Below are 16,942 nucleotides of genomic sequence, written 5' to 3'. Positions count from 1 at the left end.
AAGGGACAAATGTTTCAGAGATGTAACGTATCATGAAGATGTACTGTACCTCTGACATCTGGCCCTACCCCAGCACAATTCATTTTCGATCCCACCCTGCTGAAGAATCCCAGCCGAGGTTTCCATGAAACACCTGCAAAACCCTGCCCTTTTTGAAGAAGCCTACACCGCGATCCGCACAGCAGAACGCCTGCTGGCCGAAGCCCGCTTTTACACCTCCACTGCCCCTGCACTGGCCCAGAAACTCCTGGGTTCTGCCCGTGATGAACTCCGGCAGGTGCTCAGCTATGCCCGGGAAGAACATCAGGACACCGCCCGCATTGAGAAGGCGATCCTGGAAATCGAGCACATGGGTGGTCTCAGAACCACACTGGCCTGAGTTTCAGGTCTGGTGACCCCTCCTCAGAACATGAGGAGGGTTTTTCTTGTGCCCACCTTCTTTTGTAAACTGAAAGAAAGGATGCCTCTGCTGCCATGACCGAAGCCAGAATGCCTGACCCCATCACCCTGACGGAATACCTGGAGCTTGAAGAGACCAGTCCAGTCCGGCATGAGTTTCTGTATGGCACCATCCATGCCCAGGCGGGAACCACCCGAAGACACAACCAGATCACGCAAAATGTTGCTTTTGCCCTCAGACAGGCTGCGCGTTCCATGGGGGGGCAGGTGTATCTGCAGAACGTTAAATTTTCCCCTCTGGAAGGTGTGGTTTATTATCCAGATGTATTCGTGACCTGTCAGAATACAGGCAGCGAGGTGCTGTTCAACGATGCCTGCCTGGTGGTGGAAGTGCTTTCGCGGAGCACCCAGAATGTAGACCTTCGAGAGAAACTGGTTCAGTACCGCCTGTCTCCATCTGTGCAAACCTACATCATTGTGGACCAGTACCACGCTCTGGTGCGGGTGTTTCAGAAACCTGAATGGAAAGACCAGCATTTTACAGCAGGGGAAGTTCCAGTGCCCTGTCTGGGAAGCAGCCTTGCAGTGTCAGACGTTTATGAGGGCATCGATTTTGAGGCATAAAAAGAGAGCCCTCCTCGGGCTCCTTTTTCCAGTCGGTGTCACTCTTCGTCGTCTTCGGCCAGAAGTTTGTACAGGGCTTTGCGGGTCTTGATCAGCAGTTTGCTGGCTTCGGTGACCTGATCTGGCGTTCCCACACTGGCAACCTGCTGGGTGGCGTGAATCAGTTGCTCCAGGGTGGCCCGCAATTCGAAGATGCCATCACTGACCCCCTCGGAAACCACTTTCCATGGCGCATCGATTTCTTCAGGGTGGTCTTTGCAGTATGCACTGCCTGCTTCTGTCAGGGTAAAGGCACGTTTGCCTTCTGAGACGGTTTCCTGAATCAGCCCCTCATCGATCAGCTGTTGCAGGGCAGGGTAGACCGAGCCTGAGCTGGGTTTCCAGACGTTGTCGCTGCGCTGGGCAATTTCCTGAATGATCTGGTAACCATTGAAGGGACCTTCTGAGAGCAGGGCCAGAATGGCAGCACGGACATTGCCAGGCTTGACTCTGGGGCCGGGGCCTCCTCTGCCTCTGGCGTGACGCAGTGCATGAATGGCCCCCCTGCGACCCCGTTCCCCAAAGGGTGAGCAGCGGAAGTCAGGATGTTCAGGGTGGTCCTGGGGACCAAAATGCTCACGGGGATCTCGGCGAAAATCAGGTCTTTCGTGAGGGCCTTCGTGGGCATGGTGGTGGGAATGATGTCTGTGGTGGTCGAGCTGATGCTGGTGCCATCTCTGGCGGATGAATAAGGCTCTGCGGTGCATAAGCACCTCCTTTCGATATATCGAAGATACTGCTAGATAGCCTTGATGTCAAGAGGTATCGCCGATATATCGAAAGACCGTTGATCAGCAAAAACCCCCTGCAAATTTGCAGGGGGCAGCGATGATGCGGATTAAGCTTTGACGCCAGATTTCAGCAGCTGACGCAGCACGGTCTGCAGAATCCCACCGTTGCGGTAGTAATCAATTTCCACAGGGGTGTCGATGCGGCAGGTCACGATGATCTCGCGCTTGTTGCCTTCTGCGTCGGTCAGGCGGACCTTGATGTCCTGGCGGGGTTTGAGGTCTTCGGGAATGTCGAAATCGAAGATCTCGTCGCCCTGGATGCCCATGGACTCGGCGTTTTCACCGGATTTGAACTGCAGGGGCAGCACGCCCATGCCCACCAGGTTGCTGCGGTGGATGCGCTCGAAGGACTCGGCGATCACAGCCTTCACGCCCAGCAGGAAGGTGCCCTTGGCAGCCCAGTCACGGCTGGAACCCATGCCGTAGTCTTTGCCTGCGACGACCACGAGGGGGGTTCCGGCAGCTTTGTACTGCTCAGAGGCCTCGTAGACGGTGGTGACTTCTCCGGTGGGGAAGTAGGTGGTGAATCCACCTTCGGTGCCGGGAGCCAGCTGGTTCTTCAGGCGGATGTTGGCGAAGGTGCCACGGGTCATCACGCGGTCGTTGCCACGACGGGAGCCATAGCTGTTGAAGTCCCTGGGCTCGACACCAGCAGCCACCAGGAATTTACCGGCAGGGGTGTTGGCTTTGAAGCTTCCTGCAGGGCTGATGTGGTCGGTGGTGACAGAGTCGCCGAGCTTCAGCAGCAGGCGTGCGCCTTCGATGGGCTTGATGGGGCCGGGTTCACCCGCGAGACCCTCGAAGAAGGGGGGGTTCTGGATGTAGGTGGAGTCCTCGTCCCACTCGAAGAGTTCGCCCTCGGTGATGGGGATGTTGTTCCACATCTGGTTGGACTTCTCGATGCCTTCGTAGACCTTGCGGAACATTTCGGCGTTGATGGTCTGGTCCATGATGTCCTGAATTTCTTTGCTGGTGGGCCAGATGTCTTTCAGGTACACGGGGTTGCCGTCTTTGCCGATGCCCAGCATCTCGGTGGTGATGTCCTTGGCAACCGTCCCGAAGATGGCGTAGGCCACAACGAGGGGTGGGGAAGCCAGGTAGTTGGCCTTGATGTGGGGGTTGATGCGCCCTTCGAAGTTGCGGTTGCCGGAGAGCACGGAGGCCGCCACAAGGTCGCCTTCCTGAATGGCGTCCACAATGCGGTCAGGAAGGGGACCAGAGTTGCCGATGCAGGTCATGCAGCCGTAACCCACAGTGTTGAAGCCGATCAGGTCAAGGTACTGTTGCAGGCCAGCGGCCACCAGGTACTCGGTCACCACGCGGCTTCCGGGGGCCAGGGAGGTCTTCACCCAGGGCTTGCTGGTGAGGCCACGCTCTGCGGCTTTCTTGGCCACCAGACCTGCAGCGATGAGGACGCTGGGGTTGGAGGTGTTGGTGCAGGATGTGATGGAGGCAAGGGTCACTGCACCGTGGCCAATCTGGATGTCGGTTCCGGTGATGGTGCCTTTGGCGTCCAGTTTGTCTTCGCTGAGCTCGAAACCACGCTCTTTCACTGGGGCAACCAGTGCGGTGTTGAACACATCTGCCATGCTGTCCAGGTTCACGCGGTCCTGGGGACGCTTGGGGCCGGCCAGAGAGGGTTTGACGGTGCCGAGGTCCAGTTCGATGCTCTGGGTGAAGATGGGGTCTTCGAGGTCATCGGTGCGGAACATGCCCTGGGCTTTGTGGTATTTCTCCACAAGTTCGACTTCGTCTTCCAGGCGGCCAGTGCGGCGCAGGAAGCGCAACGCTTCATCATCGACAGGGAAGAAGCCGATGGTGGCACCGTACTCGGGGGCCATGTTGGCGATGGTGGCACGGTCCTGCAGGGTCATGTTGGACAGACCGGGGCCGTAGAACTCCACGAACTTGCCCACCACGTTGGTTTTGCGCAGGATTTCGGTGACGGTGAGGGCCAGGTCGGTGGCAGTTGCCCCTTCAGGCAGTGCGCCCGTGACCTTGAAGCCCACCACTTCGGGCATCAGCATGTAGATGGGCTGACCGAGCATCACGGCTTCGGCTTCAATGCCCCCCACGCCCCAGCCCACAATGCCCAGACCGTTGATCATGGTGGTGTGGGAATCGGTGCCCACGAGGGAGTCGGGGAAGACCACGACGCCATCGTCTTCAGGGCGGTCCTGCACGCCTTTGGCGAGGTACTCCAGGTTGACCTGGTGCACGATGCCGGAAGCGGGGGGAACCACACCGAAGTTGTCAAAAGCCTGCTGGCCCCATCTCAGGAACTCGTAACGCTCACGGTTGCGCTCGAATTCGAGTTCCATGTTGTGGATCAGGGCGAGGTCGGTGCCGAACTCATCCACCTGCACGGAGTGGTCGATCACGAGGTCCACAGGGATCAGCGGGTTGATCTTCTTGGGATCGCCACCCATCTTGACCATGGCCGTGCGCATGGCGGCGAGGTCCACCACTGCAGGCACGCCGGTGAAGTCCTGGAGGATCACACGGGCGGGCTTGAAGGGGATTTCCACTTCGGGGTTCTGGGGCTGCCAGCTGGCGACGTTTTTGACATCGTCCTGGGTCACGTCGTAGTCGTTGGCTTCACGCAGGACGCTTTCGAGCAGCACTTTGATGGAGAAGGGCAGACGGTCGATGTCGTACCCGAGTTCTTTCAGTTTTTCCAGGCGGTAATAGTAGACTTTCTGACCGTTTTGTTCGGTCAGCACTTCTCTAGCGCCAAACAGGTTTTTCGCCATGAATGTGATCCTCCTCAAGAGCAGGCTCAAATTTTTCCTGCCTTTTTTCCTTGCCCATTTATGATACTTCTTCCTGTCTGAGATGAGCTGAAAACCCTTAAACTTTGTTGTCACTAGGTGGGGTACATTTAACTCAGGGAAATCATGCCTCTGGGAGTAGAGAAATCAGGAACAAACCCACGAATCCGTAAAACACCACACTGCGCAACAGCCAGATCGCCTGCAAGCACCCCACGAACCCATTCTGGCCGCCCAGCACATTGTTTCTGAGGGCATTCATGTAACGCATCAGCAAGACGATCATCAGGCCACCTGCCAGCACAATTCTGGAAAGCTGGTACAAAACGCGTTGAAGGTTGTGCAGGAAGGAATGATCTGCACTGAAATCCACCACCAGCCACAGGATCACATAAAGGCCCAGAAAGAGGGGAAAGATGTTTCGATGCGATTTTTTCCACTGGTCAAAAGCGATGCGCAGTGCAGCGGGCAACCTGTTGTTCTTGATGCCCAGATGGATCTCATGTTGAGCCAGCAAAATCCTGGCACTGTAGCCCATTCCCAGGCTCAGGGTGCAGAGGGGAAGGGCCTCGATCCAGTCTCCATAAATTTCCCGGGTGGCGTATCCTGTCAGGACCCCTGCAAGCAGCATGCCCACCCAGCCCTGTCTTTGGACCATGCTTTCAATCAGGGCCTGCACCTGATGTTGTGCCCTGGAATTGGTGGGATCATTGCGCAGTGCACCCAGAGCCACCTGGGTGGACTCCCGGCTCTGGTTTTGCATTTCATGCACCTGGCTTTTCAGCACCAGCAAATTCGTGTGGTCTGCCTGAATCCTCAGGCCAGCATCCAGAAATGCCTGTGAGAGGCTCAGGTGTTCTGCACTGCGTTTTGGTTCCCACCCAGAGAGCCTCAGGTGCACCAGGGCTGCCTGATGGTAGGCGTCAGGTTCCTCTGGATCAAGGGACAGGGCTTTCTCAGCATGCTCCCTGGCTCTGGTCAGTCTTTCCAGAGCTTGCTTTCTGAACAGGGTGGCGGTCCGGTCATCGGTGTAGACCAGATGCACAATGCTCATGTTGATGTGTTCGTACACACCATCTGGCTCATAGGAGAGGGCTGTGCGGGCGAAGTTCTCGGCTTCCTTTAGACGGTTTCTTCGGCGCATCACCGAAGAGGCAATGCGGTAAGCCCAGGCGTTGTGGGGATCTTCGGCAAAGACCACCTGCAGGTGTTTCATGGCTGAATCAAACTCTTGCTGCAAATAGAAAATATAGGCCAGATAGCAGTGGGCTGTGGTGTGCCGGGGGTCTCCTGCCAGGACGGTGAAGAACTCGGTTCTGGCTGCGTCCAGCCTGCCCAGTTCAATGAGTTGTTTTCCGCGCTGAAAGTGACTGGTGCTGTCCATGAGGGTTCAGATGAACTTGCGAACTTTCAGGTATTTTTCCAGATCGTCATAAAGCCCGTTTTCATTGGCATACAGGGCGAAGTTTTTGGACAGTTCAAACCATTCTCTGGTGCTGGGACGCACCTCTTTGAACGCGGCCATCAGGTCCTGCCTGCGGATGGGTCTGGGGGTACCAGAATTCAGGGACTCTGAGAGGGCATAATCCGTCGCTGTGTCACAGAGGTGCTTCAAATCGGCTCCAGAGAAATCTTCGGTTTGTGCCGCCAGTGTGTCCAGATCCAGCTGTTCTGTGGGCCGGTTTCTGAAGTTCATTTCCAGAATGGCCTTTCTGGCTTCTCTGTCTGGAGGCAGGACCAGAATGGTGCGGTCCAGTCGGCCTGGACGCCTCAGGGCTGCATCCACATCCCAGGGAGCATTGGTAGCTGCCAGCACAAAAAGACCATCGTTGTTCTCCTTGCCATCGAGTTCCATCAGAAGCTGGTGAATGGCATTCGAATTGCTGTTGCGCACCAGACTTCTCTTGCGTCCCAGGGCGTCCATCTCATCAAAGAAGATCACACAGGGGGTGCGCCTGCGTGCAGAGTCAAACAGGTCTTTCAGGTTGTGTTCGGATTGACCGATGTACATGTCCAGCACATCGGTCAGGGAGATGCTCAGGAACCGGGCTTTCATTTCTCCAGCGATGGCTTTTGCAAGGTAAGTTTTGCCGCATCCGGGAGGTCCATAAAGCAGCATCCCACCCCGCAGGGACTTGCCATACATGGAGGTGAGTTCTGGATTGCGCAGAGGTCCCAGAAGGGTGCGGTGAATGCGGTCTTTAACGGCCTGCATGCCAGCCACATCTGCAAGGGTGATGGTGCTGGGTTCGGTGTCCCACAGGTCATCAAACGCATTTCTGGGTCCAGATGGCTCCACGACATGAACCGCTTTCTCAGGTGTTCCCTGGTCACTTACGGTGACTGCAGCTTTCGCCGGGCTCTGGGTCTGGAAGGCACTTAGGGCATTGAGCAGGGTCTGGTAGTTCTGGGCGGTGGTGAATTCTCCTGTCATCTCACAGGCCTGAATGGCAAACACCAGGGCACGGGTGCTGGTGGGCTGGAAGGACAGCCAGTCACGGGTGATCTGGAGGGCTTCTTCGCCCTGATGGCCGTCCAGCAGAAGCTGAACCAGATGGGCAAGCAGGGCTTCATCTCTGGGGCTGGCTTGCAGGGCAGTGCGCAGGGCCTGAATCACGGATTCGGTCATGTGTGCCCTCAGTTTAGCGGACCTTAAGCTTCATTGGATGGGGCTTTTCTGACAGATGCACAGGTATTCCGACTGCTTAGATTGGCTTACTGCGTTGAGTTTACAGAGGTCAAGCGGTAAAATCTTATTGAGAATCATTCCTGATAAGGAAACTTTTTCAAACACATTCAGGAAAGGATCAGACCATGCAAAGCACCCGGACGCTTCCGCCCGTACACAATGCAAAACCCACCCTGGACCCAGGCACCCGCAGAGGGTTCATCCTGACCGGACTCACCCTGTTCGGCCTGCTGGTCGGCTGGATTTTTCAGGATCTCAAATGGCTCTCTGTTGCTGGCTACACCCTGGCCTTTCTGACCGGAGGAATTCCTGCTGCAAAAGAAGCCCTGACTGAACTCATTCACGAGCGGAAATTGGACGTGGATTTGCTCATGGTGCTTGCTGCCCTTGGTGCCGCGAGCATTGGAGAGGCCAGAGACGGAGCCATCCTGCTTTTTCTGTTCAGTCTGTCCAACACCCTGCAGGACTGGGCCATGGGAAGAACCAAACGGGCCATTGAAGCCCTGATGGACCTCAATCCCGATGGTGCGACGGTGAGGCGCGGTGGCGCAGTGAGCTGGATGAAACTGGAAGACATCCAGCCTGGTGATGTCCTGATCATCAAACCTGGTGAGCGCATCGCTGCAGATGCCAGACTCATTGCCGGTCAGACCAGTGTGGATGAAAGCCCCATCACCGGAGAAAGCCTCCCCATCGACAAACAACATGGGAGCCCTCTGTTTTCTGGAACTGTGAATTTGAATGGTTCCATTGAAGCGGAAGTTATCAAACCTGCAGGCGAGAGCACCCTGGCCAAACTGATTGAACTTGTGGAGAAAGCCGAGCACGAAAAGAGCCCCACCGAAACACTGGCAGAAAAATGGGAGAGCCCTTACGCCACGGTGGTGCTGATCAGCGTTCCTGTGGTCTTTGCGGTGCTTCATTACATGTTTGGCCTCTCTGTGGGCGATGCCTGGTATCGGGCCATGACCTTCATGGTGGTGGCAAGTCCATGTGCGGTGGTGATCAGCACACCTGCCGTGATGCTCAGTGCAATGGCCGCCAGTGCCAGAGCAGGCGTCCTCTTTAAATCCAGTGCTGCTCTGGAAGTGCTGGGCCGCGTCAAAACCATTGCCCTGGACAAAACCGGAACCCTCACCCATGGCAAAATGCGGCTGACCGACGCCCAGCACCTCTCTGGAAACGAAGAAGACAACTGGAAGGGCATCTACGCTCTGGAAACCCACAGTGAACACCCTGTTGCTGTTGCAGTGGTCCATCATGTTCAGGAAATGAAGATTTCTTCTGCTCTGAAACTGGAGAACATTGAAGCGGTTCCCGGGTATGGCATCCAGGGGAAACAGGGCAACAAGACCTTCTGGGCCGGAACCCGCAAAATGGCAGAGCGCATGGGAGTCACCCTCTCACCAGATCAGGAAGCCAGATTGACAGGCTGGGAAAATCAGGGCAAGAGCACCATCATTTACGGTACAGACCAGCAAGTGCAGGTGATTCTGGGCATTGCTGACACCCTCAGAGATGATGCCAGAGCCATGGTGCACGAACTGACCAAACTGGGTGTGAACACCGTCATGCTCACCGGCGACCGCAAAGGGGTTGCTCAGGAGATTGCCCGTCAGGTGGGCCTGACCGATTACCGTGCAGAACTGCTTCCTGAACACAAACTCGATGTGATCAAGTCGCTTCCTGCCCCAAATGCCCATGTGGGAGACGGGGTCAATGATGCTCCAGCCCTGAACGCCGCCAGCATTGGCATTTCACTGGCAAGTGGAACAGACATCGCCATGGAAAGTGCGGACGTGGTGCTGATGAATGGAGACCTCACCCGACTCTCCAGTGCCGTGCGTCTGGCCCGCAAAGCCAACCAGACTGTGATCTTCAACCTGACGTTTGCCTTTGCGATCATCGTGGTGGTGGGCATTCTCAGCATCTTTGGCAAGGTGCCTCTGCCTCTTGGCGTCGTTGCCCACGAAGGTGGAACGGTCTTCGTGGTGTTCATGGGGCTCAGGTTGCTGGGGGAAAGGTTGAAGACACACTGATCCAGTTGCCCTTACAATCAGAGACATGAGGGAGAGCCTGGGTCGGTGCATCAAAGGAGATCTGATGATCGAATTCCCGATCTTGATTGCTCAGGATTCCATACGATACTCCCTTTTTGGAACCGAGATCTCAACAAGTCTGGACCACATCTCAATTGGATGGCATCATCTTGAGGGCTATCAATTCGAATACCTGATTCCGGTGCAGACTTCTGTTGGAGAGATCGCGTTGAGATTCAAAGTGTGGACTCTACAAGGAATTTCCCATTTCAAATATGTTCTTTATCGGAATGAGGAAATGCTTTATGAGGACCATCAAGTAGAAGGCGGAAAAATCGAGAAATACAATCAGGATTTTTATTTCAAATGCTGTGCAACCTGCAAGTGGGGCGGAAAGTTCCTGGTCAGTGCTGAGGGTTATTTTTGTTTTGAAAAGACCGCAGAAGATCGCCAGACTTTGCTTGACGCTCCAAAATACCCATACACCTGGGAAGTAAGAGAGAATATGCCTTCACTTCTCGCCACCCATTCCTGTCATCAATTTGAGTTGAGGCCAGGACATCCAGCCATGTCAGTGCTGGAGCAAGAATGAAGCTCTGAATTTCAGCACTGACACAGCCTTCTCATTTTCATCAACACCTGATCGAAGCATGAAGAAGGTTCTGCTTTTCATACAATCTGCAAAGTGACCCTGCTGTTACTCTGAGGTTCAATCCCCTGTGCCAGCAGAAGATGGACACAGGATTTCCGCTGCATCCTGATGCAAGCCTCTCAATTTACAGGAGGACAACATGAAAGCACAGAAAGTGGCCCGGGCACTCGGGTGGTTCAGCATTGGTCTTGGCGTTTTTGAAACCTTTTTTCCCGGCAAATTGAATGGTTTTCTGGGGCTTGATGACCGCACCAGAGTCACCCGTGCTTATGGCATCCGGGAGCTTGCTGCAGGTGCAGGCCTGCTCACCCAGCCTAAACCCACCGTCTGGCAGTGGTCCAGGGTGGCCGGTGATGTGCTGGACCTGACCAGCCTGGGACTCGCTGCCCGCCGCAAAGACGCTGCCAGAGGCCGCATTGCTGCCGCCTTCGGTCTGGTCGCTGCCATCACCGTGCTTGATGTGCTGTGTGCACGCGGACTGGCTCAGGAATAAAGAACTTAAATAGAGGAGGTCTTATGACAGTCATCAAACCCAACACCCAGCGGATCAGCAGCAAAAACGCAAGCCCGGCTGAACGGATTGTGATCGGCAGCCTTGGGGCAGGACTGATCCTGCTCAGCCTGAAGCGATCCGGTCGGCTTCGTGCCCTGATGGGCAGTGCCGGAGCCCTGATGGTTTCCAGTGCGGCCATGGGCAAGAGCCCATACAACAGCATTGCCAAAATTCGTCGCACCGAGAGCAATGACATCAAGGTGGACAAGGCCGTCACCATCGGGGTACCTGTTGAGCAACTGTATGCTTTCTGGCGCAAGCTGGAGAACCTGCCTCGTTTCATGAGTCACCTCGAAGAGGTCAAGGAACTCGATGAGACAAAATCCCACTGGGTCGCCAAAGCACCCGCTGGAACCCACGTTTCATGGGATGCTGAGATCGTAGAAGATGTGCCCAGTGAACGCATCGCCTGGCGCTCGGTTGAGGGTTCCATCGTTCCCAACGAGGGATACGTGGAATTCAAAGCTGCACCCCAGGGGCGCGGAACAGAAGTGCGGGTCAGCCTGATCTACCATCCACCCGCAGGAACCCTGGGTGCAGGTGTGGCCCGCCTGTTTGGTGAGGAACCTGCACAGCAAGTCGAGCATGACCTCAGGAGACTTAAGCGTCTGCTGGAGGTGGGCATTGAACCCACCACCGAGGGGCAACCCAGTGGCCGCAAGAGCATGCTCACCGAAAGCATTGCAAAAATGTTTGACAGCAGGAGGACTTCATGAAAGCACTGGTCTGGCAGGGCGTCAACCGCGTGGGCATTGAGACCGTTCCTGATCCCGAGATTCTGCAACCCACCGACGCCATCATCAAAGTGACCTCCACAGCCATCTGCGGCTCGGACCTCCACCTGCTGGACGGATACGTGCCCAGCATGGTGCATGGGGACATCCTCGGACACGAATTCATGGGTGAAGTGGTCGAGGTGGGCAGTGAGGTCAAAAACATCAAGGTTGGGGACCGGGTTGTGGTACCTTTCCCAATCAGCTGTGGTCACTGCTGGTACTGCCAACAGGGCCTGACTTCTTTGTGCGACAACTCCAACCCGAACTTCAAACTGGCAGAAACCATGTGGGGATATTCTCCAGCAGGCATCTACGGTTACTCTCACATCACTGGTGGATACGCGGGCGGTCAGGCGCAGTATGCCCGCACCGTCTTTGCAGATTCCAACCTGTTCAAAGTTCCAGACCACCTGACAGACGATCAGGTGCTGTTCCTGACCGACATTCTGCCCACAGGTTACATGGCCGCTGAGAACTGCAACATCACCCCTGGTGACACGGTTGCCGTCTTTGGTGCAGGTCCGGTGGGACAATTCACCATTCGCAGTGCTTTCCTGCTGGGTGCAGAACAGGTGATTGCCATTGACCGCTTCCCGGAGCGTCTGGACATGGCCCGTCAGGCCGGAGCCATCACCCTGAACTACGAAAAAGAAGATGTCTTCGAGAAACTGAAGATGCTGACCGGTGGACGTGGACCGGACAGTGTGGTCGATGCTGTTGGAATGGAAGCCCACGGCACAGGCCTGATGGGGGTTGCAGACGCCGTCAAGCAGACCACCCGTGTGCTGGAAACCGAGCGTCCCCACGCCCTGCGTGCAGCCATCATGGCCTGCCGAAAAGGGGGAACGGTCAGCGTGGCCGGGGTGTACGGAGGACTGGGAGACAAGATTCCTCTGGGCTCCCTGATGAACAAGGCCCTGACCATGCACACCGGGCAGACCCACGTGCACCGCTATCTGGACCGCCTGCTGAAGCACATCGAAAATGGTGACATTGACCCCTCCGTGATCATCACCCACCGAATGCCGCTCGATGAAGCGCCTCAGGCCTACAAGTTGTTCAAGCACAAGCACGAGAACTGCATCAAGTGCGTGCTTGATCCCTGGGCAGACCACTCCACCCACACCCAGGACACCTCAGGCGAGAAGTCAGAGCCTGTTCAGCAATAACAGATGTGTTGCAGGGCCTCTGGTTTTCAACGCCAGAGGCCCTGCTGCATTTACCTTTCTTTTTCAACCTCCCGGGTCTTTTTGGCTTCCTCCTGAATCTCTTTGCGAATCTCCCGGTCCAGAAAGTGGTTCAGCAGGGTTCTGAGGGCAGCAATGGCTGCAAGTTTGCCAATCTCATCCCAGGTTGGGGCCACTGCAGTCCTTAGGATGTCTGCAGCCAGTTCGAACTCCAGTGCAACTGCCAGCCAGCGTGCCAGATGAAGCCTCACTTCCTCTCTTGAGCGCACGGAGGCACTTGATGGCCTCAGCATGGTCAGGATCACCCTCCATGTGGCCTGCAATGTGGCGTAGGCGATGATCACGCCTGCAATGGCTTCAATGATGAACGAAAGTTGAAAAGTCCAGTGTTTGATGGTCTCTTCCATGATCACCTCCGAGCTTAGTGCAGGATGTTTTGAATTCCCGTAAGGGTTGATGGTATCCCAAGATCCCTGACGGGTGTTCTTGTATTTTGAGAAGAACGTGGCGTAACCTGAGGCAAATTGTGCCATCATGGCAGGATTCCAGTTTCCATATGCTGGCCTGGGGGAGACTGTGCAAAACAGTCTTCTTTGTTGATGGTCATGAGGAGGGCAACCCCGCCATGGAACACGAAACCTCAGGTTTGCTCCCACTTCTGGGAATACCACTCACCCAGGCCAGCATGATGTCCTGGTCCCTGGCGATTTTTGTGGGCACCTACATCATGATTGTGCTGGAAAAGTACATTCACCGCACCATTGCTGCTCTGCTTGGTGCATCGGTCATCATGACCCTGGGCATCCTCACGCCAGAGCAGGCGTGGGGGAGCATTGACTTCAACACCATCTTTCTGCTCTTCGGCATGATGAACATTGTCACCATCCTGAGCCACTCCGGATTCTTCTATGTGGTGGCCCGCAAAGCCGTGCTGATGACCAGAGGCAATCCCACAAGAATCCTGTGGGTTTTTTCCTTGCTGACAGCACTTTTTTCAGCATTTCTGGACAACGTGACCACGGTGCTCTTCATGGTTCCGGTGATGCTCAAGGTGACCCGTCAGTTGAAGCTCAATCCGATTCCCTATGTGATTGCGCTGGTGATGGCCTCCAACACTGGAGGGACCACCACATTGATCGGGGACCCACCCAACATCATCATTGGTTCTATTGCTGAAAAGAGCTTCATGGACTTTCTGGTGCAAGTCGCCCCTTATGCTTCGGTGGCCTTCATTGCAGGCCTTCTGGTGATGCAACTGCTGATGCAAAGAAGCGGGCACCTGAAAGCACAACTGACCGAAGCAGAATTCAAGGCCACCCTGGAAGCCTCTCCTGATGAGTTCCTGGATTCTGGACTCATGGTCAAAGCCCTGTCGATTTTTGGGGTCACCATTGTGCTGTTTGTGCTGGCAAGGCCCCTGGGCCTTGAGCCAGGAGTGATTGCCCTTCTCACCAGCACCATACTGGCCCTGATGACCCGTCTTTCTGCGGCCTGGATCATGGAGAAAGTGGAATGGACCACTCTGATTTTCTTCATGGGCCTCTTCATTGTGATTGGTGGCCTGGAGCACTCGGGGGTGTTTTCGATTGTGGCTTCTGCCCTGCAGCAGTGGATTGGTCAGGACATCAGCAGTGGAATTTTGCTGCTGGGGTTCTCCAGTGCCCTGATCTCAGGATTTGTGGACAACATTCCCTTCACCATCAGCATGGCCAAAGTGCTGCAGGAAATGGAAGGCGCACTTGGACCCAGCATGGACCCCCTGTGGTGGGCTTTGTCGCTGGGGGCCTGTCTGGGAGGAAACCTGACCCTGATTGGAGCCAGTGCCAACATTGTTTCTGCAGATCTGGCAGACCGTGAAGGGTACAAGATCACCTTTATTGGCTTCATGAAGTACGGGACACCAGTGGCAGCAGTGACTGTGACGCTGGCCCTGCTGCTTTTCTGGTTCACTCACAGGTAAATGGTCCTCTGGGCAGAAGGGGTGGATGCGAGACCCAGCATCCACCCCCATTTTCTTGAAGCATTTCACCCTGCAGGTTGCAGCAGGGTTTTGACCTGTTCAACGGATGCTTTGGACCCCAGCACCTGCAGGATGTCGCCTTCTCGCAATTCGGTGGACCCCCGGGGGATCACATACTCTCCTGCACGAAGGATCAACACAATCAGGGCTTCTTCTGGGAGGTGGGCATCCACAATGCGCAGGCCGTGCATGCGGGACCCTCTGGGAATGGTGATCTCCTGCAGGTCATTTTTGTTGCGTCCAGTGGGGGTGTAATCCAGAGGCATGGGCCGCTCGGAGATGGCCTTGCTGCCCACATTCAACCAGCGGGCCACCAGGGGGAGGCTGGTACCCTGCACCAGAATGGAAGACAGCACAATGAAAAACGCTGCATTGAAGATGGTCTGGGAATGCTCAACTCCGGCGAGCAGGGGAAAGGTGGCAAGGGTGATGGGGACCGCTCCTCTGAGTCCTACCCAGGCAACCATGGTTTTTTCTGCAAAGGGCATTTTTGAAAAGAGCGTCGAAAGGTACACGCTGAGGGGCCTCGCAACAAACATCAGGATGAGGGCGAGAATCAGGGCAGGTTCGGCCACTGCCAGAAGCTGGGAAGGGAACACCAGCAGACCCAGGATCAGGAACATTCCGATGCTCATCAGCCACGAGATGCCGTCATGGAAGTGCACCACACTTTTCTTGTGGATGAATTCACTGTTGCCGATCACGATGGCGGCCAGGTACACTGCCAGAAATCCACTGCCTCCTGCTACAGCTGTGAGGCTGTAAATGAGCAGGGCCAGACCCAGACTCAGCACCGAATACAGTCCGTCGAACATCAGGTTGCTCTTGTTGAAGAGCAGCACGGCAAAGCGTCCAAGCAGCAGCCCAAAAATGGCTCCGATGGACATCTCCTGAATGAATTCGGGCACGATGGAATACCACGGGTGGCCCGGATGTTCGATCAGTTCAATAAGACCAATGGTCAGAAAGACAGCCATCGGATCATTGCTGCCAGATTCAAATTCCAGCAGGGGTTTGATGCTGCCTTTGAGGTCCAGAGCCCGTTCTTTGAGCACGCTGAACACAGCAGAGGCATCTGTGGAGGCCACGACAGCCCCCATCAAGAGGCCGTGCATCAGGGGAATGTGAAAGAGCAGGCTGGCCACGTAGCCAGCGATTCCGGTGGTCACCAGAACCCCGAACGTCGCCAGCACGATGCCTCTGCGCAGAATGGGTCTGGTGCTCTTCCAGTGGGTTTCCAGACCGCCGGTGTACAGGATGAACACCAGGGCGATGATGCCCACGAACTGGGTGATGGTGTAATTGGCAAATTCGATGCCTCCGGGCCCTTCACTGCCAGCAATCATGCCGATGATCAGGAAGAGCAGGAGCCCGGGAATGCCAAGGCGTCCGGAGAGTTTGCTGGTGACAATGCTGAGAATCAGCAGCAGTGCAGCAATCAGCAGGGCAAGGCTGGTCATGGTACCTCCACAAACAAGAAACAGAGAGGGCTCCAGAGAGGAAGAAAACAGTCTCTCTCTTGTGGATCAGGGAGCATCCAACTGCTGTTTCTGGTACAGCTGCAAGGGATGGGACTTTTCGTCAAACAGTGCAGGATCAGGAACGAAGGGCTTCTGTTGCAGAACCTGCAGGAATGAAAGAGCAGGTTGCCACGCTCCAACTGTGAGCAGTTCATCGTCCTGCCCTTCGTGCTGTTGCTGCAGGATGGCCCAGAGGCTCTGCTGGGGCAGCGTGTAAGTCAGGTGAATGGGCAGAGCATGCCCCACCTTTGGGTGCAGGGTGGGAGAAGATTGATGAACAGACCACTTTACAGGTGCCCAGACCAGCAGAAGCAAGATCACCAGCAGGTGTTCCAGAGACAACCCGGCAGTTTCCTGCACACCAACAGAACTCCGAAAGGAGGGGCGGGTCTCTGGTTGGTGCTGCATCTGGAGGGTCATCTTGCTTCTCCTGTCCCTGAGGTGAATTCGGCAATAAAAAAGGCGGCTGTTTTCAGACTCCGCCAGGCCAACGTATGGAGGTTGGGCTCCAGGTGTAAACCTCTGTTGCCCCCATTGTAGTGAACGTGTGTCAGGCGTGCAAGTTGCTCTGAGGGCGAAGGTATGCCCACCAGACAATTCAAACGTTTCCATCACCAGGGTCCGAATGTGGCCTGTGTGAAGAGATTGCGTGTCAGGGACATCCCTAGCCACTTGACAACGTTTTCATATACCGGTAAATTTAGAACACACGCATCCAATTCACTCTTCTGATGACACCACAAACGTCAGGCTCGCACCCATGTTGCTGATGCTCTTTTGTGCTCCATCTTTGCGGCCTGGACCTTGGTGGGGTCTCAGGGAATCTGCTGTCCATCTTCATTCCAGTGTGACCGGGAACCCACTCACTCCAGGCGTCACCTG

15 protein-coding genes are annotated in these 16,942 nt (G+C 55.5%); 8 read left to right on the top strand and 7 right to left on the bottom strand.

Going from position 1 to position 16,942, the window contains the following annotated elements; all coding sequences use genetic code 11:
* Window positions 1–124 precede the first annotated feature (124 nt).
* Window positions 125–379 carry a hypothetical protein gene (locus tag DC3_RS02385; RefSeq protein ID WP_146882002.1) on the top strand — a complete coding sequence of 85 codons (255 nt, stop codon included), beginning with the start codon at window positions 125–127 and terminating at the stop codon, window positions 377–379.
* A gap of 95 nt (window positions 380–474) precedes the next feature.
* Complete coding sequence (locus tag DC3_RS02380) at window positions 475–1,023, top strand: Uma2 family endonuclease (RefSeq protein WP_146882001.1); 549 nt, start codon at window positions 475–477, stop codon at window positions 1,021–1,023.
* Window positions 1,024–1,061: 38 nt separating this feature from the next.
* On the opposite strand, the gene DC3_RS02375 is transcribed toward DC3_RS02380, so the two are convergent.
* From DC3_RS02375 to DC3_RS02360, 4 genes are all read right to left on the bottom strand, one after another.
* The gene (locus DC3_RS02375) at window positions 1,062–1,769 is read right to left on the bottom strand and encodes a PadR family transcriptional regulator (RefSeq protein WP_146882000.1); all 708 of its coding nucleotides are present in this window, start codon (window positions 1,767–1,769) and stop codon (window positions 1,062–1,064) included.
* 131 nt (window positions 1,770–1,900) lie between these two features.
* Window positions 1,901–4,606, bottom strand: coding sequence for an aconitate hydratase AcnA (gene acnA / locus DC3_RS02370; protein ID WP_281292429.1), 2,706 nt, complete (start codon window positions 4,604–4,606; stop codon window positions 1,901–1,903).
* Between the two features lie 142 nt (window positions 4,607–4,748).
* Window positions 4,749–6,008, bottom strand: a complete 1,260-nt coding sequence (locus tag DC3_RS02365; protein ID WP_146881999.1) for a tetratricopeptide repeat protein — start codon at window positions 6,006–6,008, stop codon at window positions 4,749–4,751.
* 6 nt (window positions 6,009–6,014) lie between these two features.
* Window positions 6,015–7,253, bottom strand: coding sequence for an ATP-binding protein (locus tag DC3_RS02360; RefSeq protein ID WP_146881998.1), 1,239 nt, complete (start codon window positions 7,251–7,253; stop codon window positions 6,015–6,017).
* A 185-nt stretch (window positions 7,254–7,438) separates the two neighbouring features.
* On the opposite strand from DC3_RS02360, the gene DC3_RS02355 reads away from it, so the two are divergent.
* The 5 genes from DC3_RS02355 to DC3_RS02335 all read left to right on the top strand — a co-directional run bounded on the left by DC3_RS02355 (window position 7,439) and on the right by DC3_RS02335 (window position 12,502).
* Window positions 7,439–9,352, top strand: coding sequence for a heavy metal translocating P-type ATPase (locus DC3_RS02355; protein ID WP_146881997.1), 1,914 nt, complete (start codon window positions 7,439–7,441; stop codon window positions 9,350–9,352).
* A gap of 64 nt (window positions 9,353–9,416) precedes the next feature.
* A complete protein-coding gene (locus tag DC3_RS02350) occupies window positions 9,417–9,944 on the top strand; it encodes a hypothetical protein (protein ID WP_146881996.1) in 528 nt (175 codons plus the stop codon).
* A gap of 199 nt (window positions 9,945–10,143) precedes the next feature.
* A complete protein-coding gene (locus tag DC3_RS02345; protein WP_146881995.1) occupies window positions 10,144–10,497 on the top strand; it encodes a hypothetical protein in 354 nt (117 codons plus the stop codon).
* A 23-nt stretch (window positions 10,498–10,520) separates the two neighbouring features.
* The gene (locus DC3_RS02340) at window positions 10,521–11,273 is read left to right on the top strand and encodes an SRPBCC family protein (protein WP_146881994.1); all 753 of its coding nucleotides are present in this window, start codon (window positions 10,521–10,523) and stop codon (window positions 11,271–11,273) included.
* Window positions 11,270–12,502 carry a zinc-dependent alcohol dehydrogenase gene (locus tag DC3_RS02335; protein WP_146881993.1) on the top strand — a complete coding sequence of 411 codons (1,233 nt, stop codon included), beginning with the start codon at window positions 11,270–11,272 and terminating at the stop codon, window positions 12,500–12,502. Before DC3_RS02340 ends, DC3_RS02335 begins: the two co-directional genes overlap by 4 nt.
* 50 nt (window positions 12,503–12,552) lie before the next feature.
* Here DC3_RS02335 and DC3_RS02330 read toward each other — a convergent pair whose 3' ends face one another.
* Window positions 12,553–12,927: a DUF1622 domain-containing protein gene (locus DC3_RS02330; protein WP_146881992.1), complete on the bottom strand. Its 375-nt coding sequence runs from the start codon at window positions 12,925–12,927 to the stop codon at window positions 12,553–12,555.
* A 218-nt stretch (window positions 12,928–13,145) separates the two neighbouring features.
* Here DC3_RS02330 and DC3_RS02325 point away from each other — a divergent pair, with 218 nt between their 5' ends.
* Entirely contained in the window at window positions 13,146–14,480 is a 1,335-nt protein-coding gene (locus DC3_RS02325; RefSeq protein WP_246130513.1) for an ArsB/NhaD family transporter, read from the top strand.
* A gap of 65 nt (window positions 14,481–14,545) precedes the next feature.
* Here DC3_RS02325 and DC3_RS02320 read toward each other — a convergent pair whose 3' ends face one another.
* Window positions 14,546–16,000, bottom strand: a complete 1,455-nt coding sequence (locus tag DC3_RS02320) for a potassium/proton antiporter (protein ID WP_146881991.1) — start codon at window positions 15,998–16,000, stop codon at window positions 14,546–14,548.
* 66 nt (window positions 16,001–16,066) lie between these two features.
* Window positions 16,067–16,480 (bottom strand): hypothetical protein, encoded by a 414-nt coding sequence (locus DC3_RS02315; protein ID WP_146881990.1) that lies wholly within the window; start codon window positions 16,478–16,480, stop codon window positions 16,067–16,069.
* Window positions 16,481–16,942 lie beyond the last annotated feature (462 nt).

The organism is Deinococcus cellulosilyticus NBRC 106333 = KACC 11606, from assembly GCF_007990775.1.
Lineage (GTDB): Bacteria > Deinococcota > Deinococci > Deinococcales > Deinococcaceae > Deinococcus_C > Deinococcus_C cellulosilyticus.
Note: the sequence above shows the minus strand (reverse complement) of the source record. Positions and strands in the feature narration are given on the sequence as shown.